The organism is Pseudoflavitalea rhizosphaerae (assembly GCF_003991355.1).
Classification (GTDB): Bacteria; Bacteroidota; Bacteroidia; order Chitinophagales; family Chitinophagaceae; genus Pseudobacter; species Pseudobacter rhizosphaerae.
This window is the reverse complement of the sequence record NZ_RCSU01000021.1, coordinates 22,614-43,975: the sequence shown is the minus strand read 5'-3', so window position 1 is coordinate 43,975 and position 21,362 is coordinate 22,614. Positions and strand designations below refer to the sequence as shown.

Annotated in this window: 20 protein-coding genes; 11 read left to right on the top strand and 9 right to left on the bottom strand. The window is 47.1% G+C overall.

The features are described 5' to 3' along the window. Positions 1 to 53: 53 nt before the first annotated feature. The gene (locus tag D9Y29_RS25125) at positions 54 to 779 is read left to right on the top strand and encodes an NUDIX hydrolase (RefSeq protein ID WP_127133009.1); all 726 of its coding nucleotides are present in this window, start codon (positions 54 to 56) and stop codon (positions 777 to 779) included. A gap of 139 nt (positions 780 to 918) precedes the next feature. Here the strand turns inward: D9Y29_RS25125 and D9Y29_RS25120 are convergent, their stop codons facing one another. Next, positions 919 to 1,521, bottom strand: coding sequence for a hydrolase (locus D9Y29_RS25120; RefSeq protein WP_127133008.1), 603 nt, complete (start codon positions 1,519 to 1,521; stop codon positions 919 to 921). Between the two features lie 833 nt (positions 1,522 to 2,354). On the opposite strand from D9Y29_RS25120, the gene rplM reads away from it, so the two are divergent. The 8 genes from rplM (at position 2,355) to pdxH (ending at position 8,673) form a co-directional block, all read left to right on the top strand. Next, positions 2,355 to 2,798, top strand: coding sequence for a 50S ribosomal protein L13 (gene rplM, locus D9Y29_RS25115; RefSeq protein ID WP_127133007.1), 444 nt, complete (start codon positions 2,355 to 2,357; stop codon positions 2,796 to 2,798). A 63-nt stretch (positions 2,799 to 2,861) separates the two neighbouring features. Beyond that, on the top strand, positions 2,862 to 3,251 hold the full coding sequence (rpsI, locus tag D9Y29_RS25110) for a 30S ribosomal protein S9 (RefSeq protein ID WP_127133006.1): 390 nt from the start codon (positions 2,862 to 2,864) through the stop codon (positions 3,249 to 3,251). A 73-nt stretch (positions 3,252 to 3,324) separates the two neighbouring features. Continuing rightward, positions 3,325 to 4,227: a 30S ribosomal protein S2 gene (gene rpsB / locus D9Y29_RS25105; RefSeq protein WP_127133005.1), complete on the top strand. Its 903-nt coding sequence runs from the start codon at positions 3,325 to 3,327 to the stop codon at positions 4,225 to 4,227. Between the two features lie 51 nt (positions 4,228 to 4,278). Continuing rightward, positions 4,279 to 5,118 carry a translation elongation factor Ts gene (tsf, locus tag D9Y29_RS25100; protein WP_127133004.1) on the top strand — a complete coding sequence of 280 codons (840 nt, stop codon included), beginning with the start codon at positions 4,279 to 4,281 and terminating at the stop codon, positions 5,116 to 5,118. 202 nt (positions 5,119 to 5,320) lie between these two features. After that, positions 5,321 to 6,034, top strand: a complete 714-nt coding sequence (gene pyrH / locus D9Y29_RS25095; RefSeq protein ID WP_127133003.1) for a UMP kinase — start codon at positions 5,321 to 5,323, stop codon at positions 6,032 to 6,034. A gap of 187 nt (positions 6,035 to 6,221) precedes the next feature. Continuing rightward, the gene (locus D9Y29_RS25090) at positions 6,222 to 7,208 is read left to right on the top strand and encodes an AAA family ATPase (protein ID WP_127133002.1); all 987 of its coding nucleotides are present in this window, start codon (positions 6,222 to 6,224) and stop codon (positions 7,206 to 7,208) included. Positions 7,209 to 7,325: 117 nt separating this feature from the next. Further along, positions 7,326 to 7,928 (top strand): Yip1 family protein, encoded by a 603-nt coding sequence (locus D9Y29_RS25085; protein WP_127133001.1) that lies wholly within the window; start codon positions 7,326 to 7,328, stop codon positions 7,926 to 7,928. Positions 7,929 to 8,031: 103 nt separating this feature from the next. Further along, positions 8,032 to 8,673 (top strand): pyridoxamine 5'-phosphate oxidase, encoded by a 642-nt coding sequence (gene pdxH, locus D9Y29_RS25080; RefSeq protein WP_127133000.1) that lies wholly within the window; start codon positions 8,032 to 8,034, stop codon positions 8,671 to 8,673. Positions 8,674 to 8,761: 88 nt separating this feature from the next. Here the strand turns inward: pdxH and D9Y29_RS25075 are convergent, their stop codons facing one another. The 4 genes from D9Y29_RS25075 to D9Y29_RS25060 all read right to left on the bottom strand — a co-directional run bounded on the left by D9Y29_RS25075 (position 8,762) and on the right by D9Y29_RS25060 (position 10,644). Continuing rightward, complete coding sequence (locus D9Y29_RS25075) at positions 8,762 to 8,872, bottom strand: 30S ribosomal protein THX (RefSeq protein ID WP_127132999.1); 111 nt, start codon at positions 8,870 to 8,872, stop codon at positions 8,762 to 8,764. Between the two features lie 104 nt (positions 8,873 to 8,976). Next, positions 8,977 to 9,327: an HU family DNA-binding protein gene (locus D9Y29_RS25070; RefSeq protein ID WP_241238043.1), complete on the bottom strand. Its 351-nt coding sequence runs from the start codon at positions 9,325 to 9,327 to the stop codon at positions 8,977 to 8,979. Positions 9,328 to 9,535: 208 nt separating this feature from the next. Beyond that, the gene (locus D9Y29_RS25065; RefSeq protein ID WP_127132997.1) at positions 9,536 to 9,841 is read right to left on the bottom strand and encodes a DUF4286 family protein; all 306 of its coding nucleotides are present in this window, start codon (positions 9,839 to 9,841) and stop codon (positions 9,536 to 9,538) included. An 11-nt stretch (positions 9,842 to 9,852) separates the two neighbouring features. Next, positions 9,853 to 10,644, bottom strand: coding sequence for an exodeoxyribonuclease III (locus D9Y29_RS25060; protein ID WP_241238040.1), 792 nt, complete (start codon positions 10,642 to 10,644; stop codon positions 9,853 to 9,855). A 14-nt stretch (positions 10,645 to 10,658) separates the two neighbouring features. Between D9Y29_RS25060 and D9Y29_RS25055 the strand changes: the two genes are divergently transcribed. Then, a complete protein-coding gene (locus D9Y29_RS25055) occupies positions 10,659 to 11,411 on the top strand; it encodes an LOG family protein (protein WP_127132996.1) in 753 nt (250 codons plus the stop codon). Between the two features lie 281 nt (positions 11,412 to 11,692). Continuing rightward, positions 11,693 to 14,845 (top strand): AsmA family protein, encoded by a 3,153-nt coding sequence (locus D9Y29_RS25050; RefSeq protein WP_127132995.1) that lies wholly within the window; start codon positions 11,693 to 11,695, stop codon positions 14,843 to 14,845. A gap of 395 nt (positions 14,846 to 15,240) precedes the next feature. On the opposite strand, the gene metH is transcribed toward D9Y29_RS25050, so the two are convergent. The 4 genes from metH to D9Y29_RS25030 form a co-directional block, all read right to left on the bottom strand. After that, positions 15,241 to 17,943 carry a methionine synthase gene (gene metH, locus D9Y29_RS25045; RefSeq protein WP_127132994.1) on the bottom strand — a complete coding sequence of 901 codons (2,703 nt, stop codon included), beginning with the start codon at positions 17,941 to 17,943 and terminating at the stop codon, positions 15,241 to 15,243. Positions 17,944 to 18,017: 74 nt separating this feature from the next. Beyond that, on the bottom strand, positions 18,018 to 19,028 hold the full coding sequence (locus D9Y29_RS25040; RefSeq protein ID WP_127132993.1) for a homocysteine S-methyltransferase family protein: 1,011 nt from the start codon (positions 19,026 to 19,028) through the stop codon (positions 18,018 to 18,020). A 237-nt stretch (positions 19,029 to 19,265) separates the two neighbouring features. After that, the gene (gene recR / locus D9Y29_RS25035) at positions 19,266 to 19,886 is read right to left on the bottom strand and encodes a recombination mediator RecR (RefSeq protein ID WP_127132992.1); all 621 of its coding nucleotides are present in this window, start codon (positions 19,884 to 19,886) and stop codon (positions 19,266 to 19,268) included. Positions 19,887 to 19,931: 45 nt separating this feature from the next. Then, the gene (locus D9Y29_RS25030) at positions 19,932 to 21,347 is read right to left on the bottom strand and encodes an Ig-like domain-containing domain (protein ID WP_127132991.1); all 1,416 of its coding nucleotides are present in this window, start codon (positions 21,345 to 21,347) and stop codon (positions 19,932 to 19,934) included. Positions 21,348 to 21,362: the final 15 nt, after the last annotated feature.

The following is a 21,362-nucleotide window of genomic DNA, read 5'->3' as shown; positions in this document are numbered from 1 at the left end:
TCATCGAAGGCCAATGGTAGTTTATTCAAAACCACAATCATAATTCTGAAATAATGGGAACCGCTTTGCAGAAAACGATTCAGCAATTAAGATCCGAAAACAGGGAATATTTCCAGATAGCCATTTCCGTGGACTGTGTGATCTTTGGATTCGACAACAATGAACTGAAAGTACTGTTGATCAAATCCGACCTCGAAGAATTCCAGGACCAGTGGTCATTACTGGGAGACCTGGTGAAGCCGGATGAAAATCTCGACAATGCATCTTACCGCGTATTGAAAGAGCGTACCGGACTGGATGATGTGTACCTGGAACAGGTGTATACTTTCGGAGAAGTGAACCGCCACCCTGCAGGAAGGGTGATCACCACCGCTTATTATTCGCTCATCAATATCAAGGACCACCAGTTGAAACTGGCCCATAACGAACTGCACTGGCACCCCATCCGGGAGATCTCCACACTGGCCTTCGACCACCAGCAGATCCTGGATACCTGCCTGAAGCAGTTACAGAGCAAGATCAATGAACACCCTGTTGTGTTCAATCTCCTGCCTGAGAAATTTTCGCTTCGCGAATTGCAGGCCCTGTATGAAGCCATTCTCGGTGTAAAAATGGACAGAAGGAATTTCCGAAAGAAATTCTTCCTGATGGGATGGCTCGAAGATGTGAACGAACTGGAACAGGATGTGCCGCACAGACCGGGCAAGCTTTATCGCTTCGATCCCGACTGGGCAACCAAACCCAAAAGCAACAATAAGCTCACAGAAATAGAGAATTAATTCAAATCAGGTCAGGGTCCCGGATCTGCCAGACCATGAGCATTGGATAAAACAGACCTGGCAGCAAACGCCACAGGGAGTTTGTTGACCGGTCTGTTTTTGTGAACGAATTGAGTGATTTGAACGATAGAACTTCAGCCTACACAACATCCCGCTGATTATCGATGATGAACTGAATGATCTCCTCCAGAGGAATATCGATACGTGAAAGGGCATCGGTAATATCATCCCTGTTCACCTGCGCGGCAAAGGAAGCTGTCTTCAGTTTCTTCATCACACTCTTCACATCCATTCCCTCATACCTGGCAGGACGCACCAGTGCGCTTGCATGGATAAAGCCCGAGAGTTCATCAAACACATAGATCATCCTGTCCATTTTGTTATTCGGCTCCACGCCAAAATACCGCGGCCCATGTGATGCAATGCAATGGATCACCTCCGGATCTACATTCCTTTTTTCCAGTTCTTCGATAATAACCCTGCAATGATCATTCGGATATTTTTCCCAGTCGGCATCATGTAACAGTCCGGCCTGTTCCCATTTGCGGGCCGTTATTTCGTCTGCGCCTTCCCGTAGAATAGCCCATGCCTTCATTACGGCGGCCACCTGTTTCATATGGAGCCGTAGCCGTTCATTCGGCACCCATTCTTCCAGTAACTGATTGGCTTCTTCGTTTGACAGGAGACGTCCTGCATTGGCGGGATCTCCGAATTCAGAGCGGTTGAGTAGTAACAATGACATACCTCTAATTTACGCCAGACTCGCCGGACTCGGGATATGAAAAATACGGCTGCTGAAACAAACCGGCGCGGGAGAATAATAATGGGGCTTTGGTTTCATACCCCTCGCCGGCTATGTGGCCGCGGGTGCATCAGTGCTGAAGGAAATCAATAAAGGGGATGAGTTGGCTTGCTGTTTGAAATGAAAGAACAGGTTGGAATTATGCAGTGGTATCAATGAAGAAAATCAGTTAGGAGTTGAGAAAAGAAGAAGCAAGGAAATTGAGATGAATTGAACCAACATGAAATGAAAATAACGAAGGATGTTTTGTGTGGTCTTCATGTCCAACAAAAATTTGATGATTGCCTGAGTTTGGAAAAAAAGTGGATTTTCTAGTTTAATGAGAGCGGTGTGGAATAGTGCGTGCACAAAAAAAGCTAGGTCAACTGATGCATTATCGGGGGAGTGAGGCAAAGGTATGTGCATAAGCGGTCTTCGAAATATAAGCGAAGAAGCCCGGCTTCAGTTCCCCAAACCTCATCTCTCCATACAAAAGCCCAAAAATATCCTCCCGCGCCGGTATATTTCACAACCGCGTTGCACATCCTTTGCCGAACCGCAACCTGAGAACCCGCCTGTTTTGCCCTTTATTTTCCGCTTCCGGCGCAACTTCTATAAAAACACGTCAAAAATTTTATTGAATATCAGTTAATTACAAAACATCGCTCCAAAATATCTTCTTCGTTTCTTGTTTGTTCGAAGAGGATTTTGGTACCTTTGCGACCCTGTTTCCATTTTCCCCAGGTTGGTGGAGGAAAGAAGCAGGATAGTTTTCACAATTAACATTTTTACAAATGAGCAAACTTCATTTCACTACAAAACATGCGAATGCGGCTACCGTACAACGCAACTGGTTTGTTGTTGACGGTACCAATCAAACCGTGGGACGCATGTGTGCCAAAATTGCTTCTGTTCTTCGTGGTAAGAACAAGGCATATTATACGCCACATGTTGACACCGGAGATTACATTATCGTGATCAATGCAGACAAGGTTAAATTCACTGGCAACAAGATTGACGACAAGGAATACCTGACTTTCTCCGGATATCCTGGTGGTCAGAAAGCGGAAACTGCAAGGGAACTGCTGAAACGCAGACCAGAGCAGGTGGTTGAGCGCGCTGTAAGAGGCATGCTCCCCAAGAACCGTCTCGGCCGCAAGATGATCAAGAAATTATTTGTGTATGCCGGCGCTGAGCATCAGCACACTGCACAACAACCCAAAGAATTGAAATTTTAAGTAACGGATCTGAAAGTTTAAATCCATCTAAATTTCAACTTTTCAAATCGTCAAATTGAATTCATGGAAAAGCAAAAAAATGCAATTGGTCGTCGTAAAGAAGCTGTGACAAGGGTTTTCCTCAGCAAAGGAAACGGTAAGATCACAGTGAACGACAAAGACTATAAAGAATATTTCTCCCTCGCTTACCTGCAAAACCAGGTTGAGCTTCCTTTAAAAGCCACTCAAACTGCTGATAAGTATGATGTGAAGATCAATGCTGCCGGTGGTGGAATGAAAGGCCAGGCTGAAGCTGCAAAGCTCGGTATCGGCCGTGCGCTGCTGGAACTGAATGCTGAATTCCGTCCTGCCCTCAAAGCAGCCGGTGTTCTGAAACGTGATCCCCGTTCTGTTGAGCGTAAGAAATTCGGTCACAAGAAAGCTCGTCGTAGCTACCAGTTCAGCAAACGTTAACAGTAGCCTAAACAACATTTTTCAATTCAAATGGCTAATGGCTGCGGCCTGATAGCTAAAAGACAAATAAAAAATGGAAAATAACACTTCATTACAACAGCAATTACTTGATGCAGGTGTACACTTCGGTCACTTGCGTAAGAAGTGGAATCCCAAGATGCTGCCTTACATCTTCGCTGAGAAGAAAGGTATTCACATCATCGACCTGAATAAAACCACTGAACATCTGCAGGAAGCTGCAGCTGCTCTGAAGCAGATCGCTCGCAGCGGTAAAAAGATCATGTTCGTTGGTACTAAAAAACAAGCGAAAGAGATCGTTACTGAATGTGCACGCAGAGTGAACATGCCTTATGTTACTGAACGCTGGCTGGGTGGTATGCTCACCAACTTCAACACTGTTCGCAAGAGCGTGAAGAAGATGCAGAGCATCGACAAAATGCTGGGAGATGGCAGCGCAGAAAGCCTTACCAAAAAAGAGCGCCTCACTTTAGGCCGTGACCGCGATAAAATGGACAAAGTACTGGGTGGTATCGCTCAGCTGGGCCGTGTACCAACTGCCCTGTTCATCATCGACATCGGTCATGAGCATATCGCGCTGGCTGAAGCAAAACGTCTTGGTATCACTACCTTCGGAATGGTAGACACCAACTGTGATCCCAACAAAGTTGATTTCGCTATCCCGTCCAATGACGACGCTACAAAGTCTATCGCAATCATCACTCAATACATCACTGCTGCTATCGCAGAAGGTCTGGCTGAACGTCAGGCTGCCAAAGATGAAGACGTTGAAGAAGTAGCTGATGATGAAAAAGAAAAGAAAGCAGCACGTATCCAGGCTGAAGCTGAAGCTGAAGCAGGACGTGGTGGTGCTGGTCGCAGGCCAGGTGGCACAGGCGGTCATGGCGGCGGTCAGAAACGCCGTGTAGGTGGCCCCGGTGGCGGTGGCGCTAACCGCAGACCAGGTGGTGGCAGATAATTTTGTCTGACACAGAGAGGATTTCATTTTTTCAACTATCAATCTAATTATATGTCAACTGTTGCTATTACAGCTGCTGATATCAATAAGCTCCGTCAAATGACCGGCGCTGGTATGATGGACTGCCGCAAAGCCCTCACCGAAACTAACGGTGACTTTGAAGCAGCTATCGACTGGCTCCGCAAGAAAGGCGCTAAAGTGGCCGCTCTCCGTGGCGACCGCGAAGCAAAAGAAGGTGTAGTACTCGCAAAAACAACTGCCGACAACAAAACCGGCATCGCTGTTTGTGTTAGCTGCGAAACCGACTTCGTAAGCAAGAATGCTGACTTCATCGCATTTGCTCAATCTATCATCGACGCCGCCGTTGCCAACAACGTTAAAAGCGCTGATGAACTGAACAACGTTACCATCAATGGTGCTAAAGTTGCTGACATGATCAACGATAAACTCGCCGCCATAGGTGAGAAGATCGGTATCACCAAGTTCGAGCGCGTAGATGCTGACTATGTTGCTTCTTACATTCACGGTGCAAACCGCATCGGTGTACTCGTAGGTATGAACCAGGCTCAGGCAGAAGCAGGTAAAGATGTAGCCATGCAGATCGCTGCTATGAACCCTGTAGCTGTTGACGCTTCTTCTGTTCCCCAGTCTACCATCGACCGCGAAAGAGATATCGTGATGGAGCAGATGAAAGCTGATCCCAAAATGGCCGGCAAACCTGAAGAAATGATCGCCAAGATCGCTGAAGGTAAACTGAACGCCTTCTTCAAAGAAAGCACCCTGCTCAACCAGGCTTATGTGAAAGACAATGGTAAATCCGTTGCTGACTTCCTGAAGAGCGTAAGCGCTGACCTGAAGATCACAGAATTCAAACGCGTGGCTTTAGGATAAGCTCCGCTGATGAAATAGAAAAAGGGAATCTTTCGATTCCCTTTTTTATTGCCCGGAATGCTGTTTGGGACCAGCGCACCCAAAAAGTTTCAAAAAAAATCTTTTCTTTGCACGAACATTGATACCGGGATGGTATCCTTTACCATCTTCCACCGGTAGTGCAGAATAGAATTTTATTATTCAGAAATCTACAATTTATTACATGCTGCCAAAGTACAAACGTGTTCTGGTGAAGTTATCGGGCGAATCATTAATGGGAGATAAAAATTTTGGCATGGACCCGGTGATCATAGAACAATATGCGCGGGACATCAAAGAAATTGTAGAGCTGGGCGTGCAGGTAGCCATCGTTATCGGAGGAGGAAATATCTACCGTGGAATGAATGAAGCAGAAACCGGCATCGAAAGAGCCCATGGAGATTATATGGGAATGCTGGCAACAGTGATCAATGGAATGGCTATGCAGGCCATGCTGGAAAAGATCGGAGTGTATACCCGTCTTCAGAGTGCCATCAAGATGGAACAGATTGCAGAGCCTTACATTCGCAGGAGAGCTATCCGCCACGTAGAGAAAGGAAGAGTGGTGATCTTCGGAGCAGGGACCGGCAATCCTTATTTCACAACTGATACGGCGGGGTCGCTCAGGGCCATCGAAATCCAGGCCGATGTGATCCTCAAAGGAACCAGGGTGGATGGAATTTATACAGCAGATCCCGAGAAAGATCCCAAAGCAAAAAAGTATGAAACCATCACTTTCCAGGAATGTATCTCACAAAATCTGAAGGTAATGGATATGACCGCTTTCACGCTTTGCATGGAGAATAATCTTCCCATCATCGTGTTTGATATGAACAATCCGGGTAACCTTCGTAAAGTGATCTGCGGAGAGAAAGTCGGAACTTTGGTAAAAGGCTGAGGGTCAACAGATGAAAAATATTAAGTCAGCTATTTGCATATCTGAACTGATCGCATTAATTTAGGCAGATGAAAAACCACCAGACTGGTGGTTTTTTCATTCATCCCCATCCGTTCAAGTCCATTGAAAGACGCAAGTCTGCTCCGAAAAAAACCAACCCGGCCTCCTGGCCCTCTGAACCATTTTTATGAATGAATTGATTGTCATCCTGGGATATCAGATCTCTGTGGGCATATGGGAAATCCTCATATTCCAACTGGGCGCCATGGTGCTGGGATTCTTCATTCATTTCTTTATCGTTAGCCGCAGATCAGTTACTCCTTCCGCATCCGAACCATCTGTGCTGGCAGATGCCGCCATCGATCCCGGTGAATGGAAACTCAAATACCTGGAAGACCAGGACGTTCAGAAAAAAGTGCTGGACGAGCTCAAAAAAGAACTGACAGCCGCGCAGGAAAATGAAGAACTGCTCAATATAGAACTGGAAGAGCTCAAAAAGACCATTGAAGAATTGCAAGACAGGCCTGCGCCTGAAAAGCCCGCTGCTGCTGTTCCGGGCTACCTGCTTCCCGAGCAGCATCAACGCATCGCACGTATGCAGGAACAACTCGATGCAGCACGCGAGAACGAAAGGAAGTATGCAGAGATACAGTCCATGAACGATCAACTATCCGCACAACTCCATGAATGGCGCAAGATCAATATCGAACAGGAAGCACTGATCAAACAGTTACGCCAGGAACAGATATTAGTAGGCGAATTGAAAGAAAGACTTTCTCATACACAGGAAGAATTCATGAATATGCAGGAGAAGCTGAAGAAAATGGAGACTTATCTTGCTCAACCTCATTACAGGAATTTCGAGTATGAAGACCTGCAGCAAAACTACCTGAGGCTAACCAAAGACCACGATGAGCTCCGCTTCAAACAGATGACCATCCTGGAAGAGAACCAGCGCCTCACCAGGCTGATGGCGGATACGGAGGACAAACTTCGCGAAGCCAATTTCCAACGTCAGGGGCTGCTGAAAAAGATCACTTACCTGGAAGAGCTCACCTTTGATCTGCAACAAATAAGCGGACACAATAAAAAACTTGAAATGCAGTTGAAACGCCTCAGCGAGATCGAGAGCCTCATCAGCAAATCCACTACTGGCCGCAAGTCTGAAGGGTAATTTCTCTGCAACTGAGTCCCCTTATTCCCTTGTTTACACAAAGTTTATGCCCATCCCCTGAATAGGGTATTGTTTACATATGTGGATATATGTACATTTAATGAAACAATTATCACTATGAACCTAATTCAACGCGCCAAAGACATACTGCTCACTCCAAAAACAGAATGGAATGTAGTGGCAGGTGAAAAGGCAACATTGGGATCCCTGCTTACAGGTTATGTACTTCCTTTATCATTGATCCCCGCAGTAGCGGGCTTTTTGGGAATGATGTTTTTTGCAGGAGCTTTTTGGGGAATGGGATTTGGAATCGCTATGGCGATAGTATCTGTTGTTGGATCGATCCTGGCTTTTGTGATCGGTTCTTACATTATTGATGCACTGGCGCCTTCTTTTAAATCGGAAAAGAATATTGGAGCTTCTGCTCAATTGATGGCCTATTCCGCAACAGCTATCTGGGTTGCGGGCATCCTGTCGATTGTTCCTGTTTTGAACTGGCTGGCTGCCCTGGCAGGCGCAGCTTACGCTATTTACCTGATGTACCTTGGCCTTGGCCCGGTAAAGAAAACGCCCGAAGATCAACGAGTACTCTATGTGATCATCGCAATTATCATCTATTGGGTAATCTATGCAATCATAGCATTGTTTATCGGGACCATGATCGTTGGAGCCATCTTTATGGGAGGAGCAAGCATGATGAGGGGAGCTGCCGGTTTTTAAGTATTTATAATTCATTTCATTTAATCAATATCAGCACCGTTTATGATAACGGTGCTTTTTTATTTGTACGAATTGAAGGAGTTTTGCTGAATAAACTATTCCGATGAGTTCTATCGCTGCTATCAGAACAGAATACCGTCAACGTTCCCTCTCAGAAAATGATGTACAGGCAGATCCCATTTCGCAGTTTGGCAAATGGTGGGGGGAAGCTGTATCTGCGCACATTGATGAAGTTAACGCTATGACGCTGGCCACCGCCTCCGTGGATGGATTGCCTGCAGCGCGTATCGTTTTGCTGAAAGATTTCGATACACGCGGCTTTGTGTTCTTCACCAATTATGAAAGTTTCAAAGGACAACAACTATTGGAGAACCCGCGTGCCTGCCTGGTTTTCTTCTGGAAAGAATTGGAAAGACAGGTGCGAATAACAGGACTGGTAGAGAGAGTTCCTGCGGAAGAAAGCGATGCCTACTTCAACAGCCGTCCTGAAGGAAGCCGTCTTAGCGCCTGGGTTTCACCACAAAGCCAGGTTATAGAGAACAGGGAATGGCTGGATATAGAAGAAGCAAAAAAGAAGGATGAGTTCAGCGGAAAAACAATTGTACGTCCCGCACATTGGGGCGGCTATCTTGTAAAACCTGTGATCATGGAATTCTGGCAGGGTAGACCCAGCAGGTTACACGACAGGATCCAGTATAGTTTGAATGAAAAAGGAGCATGGCAGATCGAGCGTCTGGCTCCATAGAAAGAAGAAACAAAAGAAGGGATAAGTTGAAAAGTTAACGGCTGGACAGCTGATCCTGCTGATAACTTTTCAACCTCTTATCGCAAGCCTATTTGTTGTCGCCTTTAGCGGCAACTTTTTTTGTTCTTGCTGGTCTGCTTTTTCCGTAAGATCCTTTGAAGATCTTTCCTTTCTTGGTTTTTTTATCACCTCTGCCCATGTTGAAAAGAATTTGTAAATGAATAAATGTCGAACAGCAAAAATACCAAAAAAAAAGTCCCGATACTAAGAGTATCGGAACTTTCCGTGCAGTTGATGCAGCTTTTATAATTTAGCTTGCAGCTCTTTACCTGCTTTGAAACGGGCAACTTTCTTCGCCTTGATCTTAATCACAGCGCCAGTTTGGGGATTGCGTCCGTTGCGTGCAGCTCTTTTGGAAACGGAGAAAGTTCCGAAACCTACCAGAGTTACTTTACCACCACCTTTCAGGGTTTTGGTAACTGCTTCTACGAAAGAATCCAAAGTAGCGTTAGCTTGTGTTTTAGTGATACCTGCATCATCAGCAAGCTTGGCAATTAATTCAGCTTTGTTCATAGTGTAATGTTTTAAATATGCAGGAACAAATTTAGCCGCTTTTTGTTTCCAACAAAATTTTTCTCTGCTAAAATTATCAATTGTGAAATTGGCTGCAAACCGCTTGGGGCAAGGATTATAGGAAAACTACTATTCCCGGGGGTAACCCTTTTTCGCAATCTTTGTGCTTTGAAACCCACTACCAGACTGTGTTTCACGGCGTCCGGCTGAAATGCGGTACAGCAGCGGGTTTGAAAGGAATATACAATAAATTTTTACTCCCTGCCGATTAAAATAATCTTATCCACACTCAGTTCACAATCTCCATTACGCTGCGAAATGCAATGAAATTATTGCCCCATTTATTGTATCCATCTTCACGCAAACTGTGTGAGTACTGGTTAATATAGCGTTCATAATCGGCGAACTCATTTGCATAATACTGGGCAGCGTAGGTTGGTCCTTCCTCCTCGTCCTGTTCCAGCACTTTTACCAGTTGGTTCTTTGAAAAGCAGCCGGTAGCCATTACATCCGGCATATGCGTTTTGATCATCCACTCCATCCACGCGTCGTGAATGGCCCAGCTTACTTTGATTGTTACATTATAAATGATCATGGGTTTTTGATTTAAGCGAGCTCGAGAAAAACAGGACAATGGTCGCTTTGCTTCACATCAGGATAGATAGCGGCAGCTTTCACGCGCGGGGCGAGGCTCTCAGTAACGTTGATATAATCGATCCTCCAGCCTTTGTTCTGCGCGCGAACCGTTGGGAAACGCTGGCTCCACCAGGTATACCAGTGAGGATCGGGATTGAGCTTGCGAAAAGTATCTATCCAGCCGGCGCCATAGAATTTATCCAACCATAACCTTTCTTCAGGCAGGAAACCGGAAGATTTCTTGTTGCCTTTCGGATCATGGATATCTATTTCTGTATGTGCAATATTGTAATCGCCACAAAGTACCAGGTTGGGTTTGGTTTGTCTGAGCTCAGACACATATTCAAAAATCTCATCTAACCAGGAATATTTATAGGTCTGTCTTTCATCGCCTGAAGTACCGGAAGGGAAATAGGCGTTGATGATCCGGATATCGCCCAGGTCAATCTGTAACACCCTTCCTTCATCATCGCTGACCTGGTGGCCGGTACCGTATACAACATTGTCCGCTTTCTGTTTGGAGAAGATGGCCACGCCACTGTATCCTTTTTTTTGAGCGCTGAACCAATAGTCGTGAAACCCAAGGTCCGTGAATTGTTTATAATCTACATTATCGCGATGGGCCTTGGTTTCCTGCAGACAGATCACATCGGCGGGATCGGTTTTCAACCAATCCATCAGTCCCTTATTCATTGCAGCGCGAAGGCCGTTAACATTATAACTGATGATGCGCATGAGAATATTCTTTAATTTGGCTGGCAATTTACACCTTTGGTATGGAAGCAGCATCAGCAAAAAAAAGACAGGTAGCACCCATCATCCCTCCAAAAGAGCATGTGTACCTCGACGGGCCGAAGAGCCGTGGCTATGAAGCAAAATTCATTTGGAAAGTAGCGATGCAGTTCCTGAAATCCTTCAGGACCCTGCACTTCACCGGACCCTGTATTACCTTATTCGGATCAGCAAGGTTCAAGGAGGACCATCCTTATTATAAAGTTGCCAGGGATTTCGGACAGCGTATCGGAGAGCTGGGATTCACTACAATGACCGGTGGCGGACCAGGCGTCATGGAAGCCGCCAACCGCGGGGCTTTCGAACACGGATACCAGTCCGTAGGATGCAATATCATGTTGCCCTTCGAACAGCATGCCAACCCCTACCTGCACAAATCCCTCATGTTCGAACATTTCTTTGTGCGCAAGGTAGTGATGGTGAAATACTCCTACGCTTTCATCATCCTGCCGGGAGGATTTGGCACCATGGATGAATTCTTTGAAACCCTCACACTGGTGCAGACCCAAACCATTACACAATTCCCTATCGTATTATTTGGAAAAGTGTACCACCAGGAACTCTGGGATTACCTGGAATTCATGTCGGAGCAGGGAACTATCTCAAAGGAAGATCTTAACCTGGTGCTGCTTACAGATGATATGGACGAAGCCATGCATCATATCCGGACCTATATCACAACCAATTTCAAAGTAAAACCACGGAAACGCCAGTGGTGGCTGTTTGAAAAGAAATAGAGAGTGGCAGGGGCTGACTAAAAAGGTGGAGAGCTGGCAGTCGCTCGCCTCCGGCGAGTGACTTGTATTTGTTCGCCTCCGGCGAACACCGCGTCGCCGGAGGCGACTAAACAAAAGTCACTCGCCGGAGGCGAGCGACTGCCACTCCCGATGAACTAACCTGCATCCTGACCGGCTACATTGATCCAATTTTGTGTTAACTTCGGAACGACCTTCACTCGTACCCGCGGTTTACTTCTACTTTTGCTGCCTTTTAATTTATATAACTCCAACTCACCGTTATGCGTAAGTGGCTGTTGAAGCGCTTGATGATTGCAGGATGTACGTTACTGGGATTATTATTGATCACTTTCCTCCTGCCTTATTTTTTCCCTGAGTTCGTTGCTAAAAAGATCAGGAATTGGTCTAACAAAGCACTGGCCACCGAAGTGAATTTCTCCAAAGCCAGGTTAAGTTTCTTTAACCATTTTCCGTCGCTTACGCTTACCCTGCACGATTTCACCCTGAAAGGTTCCGCACCCTTCAGCAATGCCAACCTGGTAGCTGCCGATGAAGTGGCGCTGGGCATCGACCTCCGTTCGGTTTTTGCCAGCCAGATCAATATCAACCAGATCTTTCTGGACAAAGGAAAGATCGATATCCAGGTTTCTGAAAATGGAGAGGCCAATTATAATGTATACAAGTCGGAGCCCGATACCGCCACCACTACCACCAGCATTGATTCCGCAAGCGCTTCCCTCAGGCTTGAAAATATCCACCTGGATGAAACCGAGCTGGTGTATAACGACCAGTCCCTGCCACTAACGGTGACGGCCAAAGGATTCCATTATACCGGCTCCGGCGACCTCAGCAAAGCCATTTTTGATCTGCATTCAGAAATAAAGGCCGATAGCTTCAAACTCAGTTACGGCGGAGAAACTTATATCACCGATAAAAAACTGCAGGCCGATCTCATCACCAAGATCAATACCAACTCGCTTACCTTGTTGTTCGAAAAGAATGACCTGCTGATCAATCGTCTCCCAGTTCAGTTACACGGCATTTTCGAATTCCTGAAGGATGGTTACAATCTGGACTTCAACCTTCGTTCCAAAGAAACAGACCTCCATGATCTGATCACAGCCCTGCCGCAGGAATACCTCAAATACTTCGACAACACCGAGATCAAGGGCCACACGGAAATAGAAGCATCGCTAAAAGGAAATTACAGTGCTGCCACCAACGATATGCCCAGCCTGCTTTTCAAGATGATGGTGAAAGATGGCTTTGTGTCGCATAACAAAGCAGCCCTGCCGGCAAAGAACCTGCGCCTCAACCTGGATGCAAGACTGCCCAAGCTGAACACAGACAGTCTTTATATCAGCATCGATTCTTTCTTCTTCAATATCGAAAAAGATTATTTCAACTCAGTGGTCCTGGTCCGTGGATTGAATGTTCCCTATCTCAAATCGAGCCTCCAGGCAGATATGGACCTCGGAAATATGGCTGCTGCATTCGGACTGAAGGATATGGAATTCAAAGGCAGGTACAAGCTCAACTTCAATGCAGACGGCACTTATACAACAGGACAAAGAAAGGGCAGCTTCCGCAAAGACACCGTGATCACCAGCATTCCTGCATTCAGCCTGGAATCATCGCTCACCAATGGTTTTATCAAGTTTGCAGCATTGCCACAGGGAGTGGAGCAGATCAGCCTTAAGCTGAATGCTTCGTGTAAGGATGGTGTTTATGAACATACACAACTGAATATTGAAGACATCAATGCCAGGGTGCTATCCAACTTCATCAAGGGCCATTTCAAGATCACCAATGAAGCAGACTTTCCGCTGGAAGGCCAGTTACAGACCGTATTCCATCTCTCCGATATCAAACAGTTCTATCCGCTCGATAGCCTGGATTTGAACGGAGACCTGAACATCGATATCAATACCAAAGGGAAGTACAATCCGGCCAAAAGACTTTTTCCGGTGACCACCGCCTTGCTGAAACTCAATAACGGATCGATCAAAACCAAATACTACCCGGCGCCTTTGCAAAAGATCAATATAGACGCCACCGTGATCAACAACACCGGCAAAATGAACGATCTGAAAGTAGACCTGAAACCGGTTTCCTTTGAACTGGATAATCTGCCCTTCATGGTGCAGGCCAGCCTTCAGCATTTCAATGACCTCCGTTATGCGATTGCGTCCAAAGGAATACTTGACCTGGGTAAGATCTACAAGGTATTTGCCATTGAAGGATACAACCTGAACGGCTTCATTCAAACCGACCTCTCGCTCCGCGGCCGCCAGAGTGATGCTACGGCTGGCCGCTATGAAAAGCTCTTCAATAAGGGAACAATGAAAGTCCGCAACATTGCCCTCACCACGGAAATGCTGCCTAAGCCTTTCTTTATCACCAATGGCCTCTTCCGTTTTGACCAGGATAAAATGTGGTTCGATACCTTCAAAGCCAACTACGGCAATACCAATATGGTGATGAACGGATACCTCTTCAATGTATTCAATTATGCCTTCAAACCGAAGGAAGCGCTCAAGGGTAAATTCGAACTGAGCACTCCGCGTTTCTATGTTGACGAATGGATGGTGTTCTCCGGCTCTCCGGATGCATCTTCCACAAGCAATAGCAGCGCTTCCGGCGTGGTAATGATTCCCGAAAATCTGGATCTTACATTCACCGCCAATGCGGGTAAGGTTTTATACCAGGGCATCGAGCTCTATGATTTCAAAGGTGGACTTACCGTTGCCAATGGCGAACTGACCTTACAGGAAACAGGATTCACGCTGGTAGATGCTCCCATCGTGATGGATGGCACTTACAAAAGCAATTCTCCTTACAAAGCATATTTCGATTACCATGTGAAAGCTGACACACTGGATGTGAAAAAGGCATACAAGGGGATCGATATTTTCCGCCAGATGGCGCCGGCGGCAGCTAAAGCAGAAGGGCAAATTTCCCTGGATTACAGTCTCAGTGGCCGTTTGAATTCGAGTATGATGCCGGTGTATCCTTCATTGAAAGGCGAAGGCATGATCTCTGTTCAGAAAGTGAAGATGAAAGGATTTCGATTGATGAATGCCGTTAGCGACGCCACCGGTAAGGATGGTATCAAGGACCCGGACCTCTCCAAAGTGGATATCAAAACGAAGATCGCGAACAATATCATTACCATCGAGCGCGTGAAAATGAAAGTGTCCGGCTTCCGCCCAAGGTTTGAAGGGCAGGTAAGTTTCGATGGAAAGTTCAATCTGCATGGCCGTTTGGGCCTGCCACCGTTTGGCATTATCGGAATTCCGTTTTCGGTTACCGGGAACAGGGATAATCCGAAAGTGAAATTGAAGAGATCGAAAGAGGGAGATGAGCTGGAGGAAGAGAAAGATGAGGAGGAAGAAGAGACGATAAAGTCAGATTCGACTAACATTAGTCAATGAGTCATAGCACAAGCATCCTTGTAAATCGAATACTTAGTATTTGTTTTACAAGGATGTTTTGGTTTTTACATTAAAGCAACGCATCGGTATGTTGTTTATCCATGGGTAGAAAAAGTTCCATTAGGGGATAATGTCATCGCGGTTTCATTAGCAGAAATGATGGAAATAATAGGTCAAAAAAGAAACAAATAGGGGCTCTGACTAAAAGGTAGCATCTTGGCTTTTCGGGGAGCCCACTCGCTCGCCTCCCGGCGAGTGAGTTTTATTCAGTCGCCTCTGGCGACGCGGTGTTCGCCGGAGGCGAACAAATACAAGTCACTCGCCGGGAGGCGAGCGACTGCCAGCTCTCTGACCTTTTTGGTCAGCCCCGTTTCCTTTTATTATTTCAGCATTTATTACGCTTCATATTCCAGTACGGGTCTCAGCCAGCGCTCCACATCTTCTATACTCATGCCCTTACGTTTTGCATAATCCACTACCTGGTCTTTCTGGATCTTACCAATTCCGAAGTACTGGCTTTGCGGATGCGCAAAGTACCAGCCACTCACAGATGAGGCGGGATACATCGCCAGTGATTCCGTGAGCGTGATGCCTGTGGCAGCTTCACCTCCCAGCAGATCGAAGAGTTTGTATTTCTCGGTATGATCAGGGCAGGCGGGATAACCGGGAGCCGGACGGATACCGGAATATTTTTCTGTAATAAGTTCTTCATTGGTGAAATGCTCATCCGATGCATAGCCCCAGTATTCTTTGCGCACACGCTCATGCAGGTATTCTGCAAAAGCTTCCACCAGCCTGTCTGCCAGCACCTGCACCATGATCTTGTTGTAATCATCGTGTGATTGGATAAATCTTTCCAGGTGAGGTTCGATGCCTTTAATGGTAACGGTGAATGCTCCCATGTAATCAGCAAATGGCTGGTTGGCAATGGATGCAGGTTTAATGAAATCTGCCAGGCTGATATTCGGTTGATCGGCTGCTTTCTTGATCTGCTGGCGAAGGAACTCCAGGTTCACCACTTCGTTGCCGTTCTTCAGTTCAACGGTATCGGGAGCAGTCTGCTGTGCAGGCCAGAAGCCGATCACACCTTGAGGTGTAAGCCATTTTTCATCGATGATCTGTTGCAGCAGTTTATTGGCGTCTTCGTATAATTTGGTGGCTTCTTTTCCTACTACTTTATCCGTGAGGATGGCCGGGAATTTTCCATGTAGTTCCCAGGCGATGAAGAAAGGACCCCAGTCGATATACTTTGCAATGTCTGCCAGTGGCACATCCGGGAATTGTTTGGTGCCGGTGAAGGTGGGTGCGATGGGCTGGAACGAAGGCCAGTCGATCTTCACAGGGTTTTGCTGCGCCTGCTCGAAAGTGAGATATTGCTTCACCGTTTTCTTGCTGGCGAAATCTTCCTTGAGCTTTACGTACTCTGTTTTTATTTTATCCAGGTAAGGAGCTTTCTGTTCTTCACTCAGCAGGGAACCGGCAACGGTTACACTGCGTGATGCGTCGAGAACGTGTACTACGCCAAGGTCGTATTCCGGCGCGATCCTAACGGCAGTGTGCATGCGCGATGTGGTGGCGCCTCCGATGAGCAGTGGCTGCTTCATGTTGCGGCGTTTCATTTCACGGGCTACGTGTACCATCTCATCCAATGAAGGAGTGATGAGGCCGCTAAGACCGATAATGTCCACTTTTTCTTTTTCTGCTGTTTCCAGGATCTTGTCGGCAGGCACCATCACACCGAGGTCGATGATATCATAACCGTTACAGCCGAGTACTACGCCAACGATATTCTTACCGATATCATGCACATCGCCTTTTACGGTGGCCAGGAGGATCCTGGCGGCCCCGCCGGCGCTGGCATTCGGATTGTTTCTTTTTTCTTCTTCGATATAGGGAGTGAGGATGGCCACGCTCTTTTTCATTACGCGTGCGCTTTTCACTACCTGTGGCAAGAACATTTTTCCACTTCCGAAGAGGTCGCCCACTACGTTCATGCCGTCCATCAGTGGTCCTTCGATCACTTCGAGAGGGCGTGCATATTTCTGGCGGGCTTCCTCCGTGTCCTGATCGATAAAGTCTGTGATACCATTCACCAGTGCGTGCTTGAGGCGTTCTTCCACGGAGTTGTTGCGCCAGGCTTCGTCTTTTACTTCAGTCTTGTCTTTCGCTTTAACCGTTTCTGCGAAAGTGATGAGACGATCGGTAGCATCCGGTCGTTTGTTGAAGATCACATCTTCACAAAGTTCCCTGAGCTGTGGTTCGATCTCATCATACACTACCAGTTGTCCGGCATTCACGATGCCCATATCCATCCCGGCCCTGATGGCATAGAGGAGGAATACGCTGTGCATGGCTTCGCGTACGGGCTCATTGCCGCGGAAGGAAAAGGAGATATTACTCACGCCGCCGCTGATCTTGGCCAGTGGCATGCGTTGTTTGATCACGCGTGTGGCTTCGATGAAGTCGATAGCATAGTTATTGTGCTCTTCGATGCCGGTGGCAATGGCGAAGATATTGGGGTCGAAGATGATGTCCTGCGGATCGAAGCCTACTTCTTCCGTAAGGATCTTGTAGGCCTTGGTGCAGATGTCAACACGCCTGTCGAAGGTATCGGCCTGTCCCTGTTCATCGAAAGCCATCACTACAACAGCGGCTCCGAACATGCGGCAGATCTGTGCTTCGCGAATGAATTTCTCCACGCCTTCTTTCATGGAGATGGAGTTCACGATACATTTTCCCTGTACGCATTTGAGGCCCGCTTCGATGATCTCGAACTTGGAGCTGTCGATCATGATGGGGATCCTGGCGATATCCGGTTCGCTTTGCAGGAGATTGAGGAAGGTGGTCATGGCTTTGACGCCGTCCAGGAGGGCATCGTCCATGTTCACGTCCAGGATCTGCGCCCCGCTTTCCACTTGCTGGCGGGCGACGCTGAGGGCTTCTTCGTATTTGTTTTCGCGGATGAGCCGGGCGAATTTCTTCGATCCGGTTACATTCGTTCTTTCACCTACGTTCACAAAGAGGGTTTCAGGACGGATCACCAGCGGTTCTAATCCTGATAAACGCAGGTAAGGCTTGATACTAACGGTGTCGCTCATTTCAAAAATTTAAGGAGCTGCTTTTACAGCAGGTCCGGCTTCTTCAAAGTTGGTCCGGTACTGCGCGGGGCTTCTCAGAGAGAAGGTTCCAGTACCGGCAGTTCTCTTGGTTTAAATGATTTCACATGCTCTGCAATATGACGGATATGGTCAGGCGTAGTGCCGCAACATCCGCCTACGATGTTCACAAATCCTTGCTGGGCCCATTCTTCAATGAAGTGGGCTGTTTGTTCGGGTTGTTCATCGTATTCTCCCATGGCATTGGGAAGACCGGCATTGGGATAGGCCGATGTATAGCAGGCGGCGATCTGGCTGAGCTCTTCAATATGCGCACGCATGTCGTTGGCGCCGAGAGCGCAGTTGAGGCCGATGCTGAGTGGCTTCGCGTGCATCACGGATGTATAGAATGCTTCCAGTGTTTGACCGCTCAGGGTCCTGCCGGATGCATCGGTGATGGTACCGCTGATCATGATGGGCAGTTCCGGAAGTTTGGTATCGTGGAAGAATTTCTTGATGGCAAAGATGGCGGCTTTCGAGTTGAGTGTATCGAAGATGGTCTCGATCAGCAGCAGGTGAACGCCGCCTTCCACTAAACCTTTAACCTGATCATAGTAGCCTTTCATCGCTTCATCGAAAGTAAGGGCGCGATAGCCGGGATTATTCACATCGGGAGAAAGGCTCAGCGTTTTATTGAGCGGCCCGATGGCGCCGGCAACATAACGCGGTTTGGAAGGGTCTTTGGCTGTATATTCATCCGTTGCCTCGCGTGCGATGCGTGCAGACGCTACATTCTGTTCGTATGCAAACTCCTGCATGCCATATTCGGCCTGTGCAATAACGGTGGCAGAGAAAGTATTCGTTTCAATGATATCCGCTCCTGCCTCCAGGTATTCGCGATGAATAGCTCCGATGATCTGAGGCTGCGTGAGAGAAAGGATCTCGTTATTGCCTTTGATGTCCGAAGGCCAGTTCCTGAAACGCTCTCCGCGATAATCTTCTTCAGTGAGTTTATACCGCTGGATCATGGTGCCCATGGCTCCGTCGATAATCAGGATGCGCTTGTTCAGCTCATTTCTAATGTCCATACCTTACAATATTTAATTGTACAACAATCCGGACTATATGCTAACTGCATATGCCGTCAATCAAAGTAGAACTGGTATAAACGTTGGGAAATTATGAGGTGTTTTTCCTTGCGTTCATTAGTTCCGTTTTTATGCCCTGCCCGCGTTAGCGGGAGACAACAGGCCGAACAATAAACAAATCCGCCTGTGGATTTTACAAATTTACGGTATCCCTGCCTAATTACAAAGGGCAGGCTGTCAGCGGTTGCTGACATAGCTTTCAACGGGTAACCTGTTGGAGATGGACCGGGCCAGGGTCATTTCATCTGCATATTCCAGTTCGCCTCCGAAGGAGATGCCACGCGCGATTGTAGTGACCTTTACGGGCAATGGGGCCAGTTTCTTTTGAATATAGTAGATGGTGGTATCGCCCTGGATATTGGGATTGAGGGCGAAGATCACTTCTTCGGGCTGGTCATTTTTAATACGCTGCACCAGGGCTTCGATATTGAGCTGATCAGGACCGATGCCGTCCAGCGGTGAGATGATCCCCCCGAGAATATGGTAAGTTCCGCTGAATTGCTGGGTGCTTTCAATGGCAATCACATCCCTGATGCTTTCCACCACGCAGATGAGGTTTTGTTTGCGAAGGGGATTGGAACAGATGGCGCAGATCTCCGTGTCTGATACATTGAAGCAGCGCTGGCAGAACTTGATCTCCTGTCGCATACGCAGGATTGCTTCTCCGAAACTTTCCACTTTTTCAGTTTCTGTTTTCAGTAAATGCAATACCAGCCTGAGCGCGGTCTTTTTACCGATACCCGGGAGCCTGGCAAATTCATTCACTGCATTCTCTAGTAATTCGGACGAAAATTGCATAGTGTAAAGGTACGCATTTGATGCCTGCCTTTAATGAAAATGAAGCTATAAAGTGATGTCGATCTCATTGTCCCAATTAGCCTTCACCGTTACTTTCCGCGGCACTGATATTACCTTTTCGGGTTGGATATGTTTACCGAAGAATTCGCCGGGATCATAAATGCCGTTCTTATTGTCGTCGAACAGGATGCGGATATCATATTCGCCGGGCTGGAAGAGTTTGGCGTAGAAATCACGACTGGTGAATGGATAGGAATATTTCACGGCATTGTTCTGCACAAACAGGAGAACAGGGTTTTTGGTGAGGTCCAGGTTGATGAAACGAAGTCTTACCAGGCCGTACTCACTGTTCTTCTTTGTGCGGAAGGCCAGGGTGTCGGCTTTGAGCAGTTCCTTGCCGAGTGTGTCAGTGGCAAAACCGGGATAGAAGAGCATTTTGTAAGCCGTGTTTTCCGTCCAGGGATAATAGATGGAAACGAATTTATTGCTGGTGTCCCGCACGATGGTGTAGCCTTCCAGCGGTTCATTCTCTTCATTGGCGAGGACCAGTTTGGTGGAATCATATGATTGCACCGGAGCCTCTCTGAACGTGATTTTCAGCGTATCCAGCAGATCAAAGGAGCCGCCGGACGCATTGACATCGAATTTCAGTCTTTTGTCTTTGGGATCTGTTTTTGCCGGTTGTTTTGCAGGAGGCGTTTTTTGAGGCGCAGCGGTATCTTTCTCTAAGTATGCGTACAAGGTGATATCGCCGGGATCAGTTGTATTGATGGGCTTGTCTGCAAAGCCAAAGAGCTGTGCATTGCTCATGTATTTTCTCTGTCCGCCTTCATCCTTCAATGCATAGATATTGAAAGTGCCGGGAGGAAGGTGGTTAAAGGTGAATTTGCCTTCATTGTCCAGTCGGGCCACATAACGCGGACGGTCCTTGATCACAGCGGAATCATCCAGGTTATTGTGCAATATCACTATCAGCGTGGAATCAGGCATGCCAGTTTCAGCAATGATCACATTGCCGCTGACAGTGAGTGAGTCCAGGGTTGTTCCCGTGGTAAATACGTAAGTGAAGTTCTTAAATACATTGCCTTCATTGATGTCTTTGAGTGCATTCCCAAAATCGAAAGCATAGGTGGTATTCGGTTCCAGAGTATCCTTGATGGTTACGGTAATTGTTCTGAGCTTATTGGTAACAGTAGGGTTGATCTTGGGTGTAGGCGATACAAGGAGGTTTTCCTGCACATTATCTACCTGCACATATTCATCGAATTCAAATACAATTTTCTTGCTGTTGAAATTGCGGGTGGAATCACCGGGCAATGCTCTTACCAGTCTGGGAGGAAGGGAGTCACGCGGTCCACCGGTGGGTGGAGCGATATTGGCACAACCTGGACTGCTTACCATACTAACTGCGATAGCGAATACTACCAGCGCAGCAACAAACAAATTATTGATCTTACGCATATATCTGGGATACAG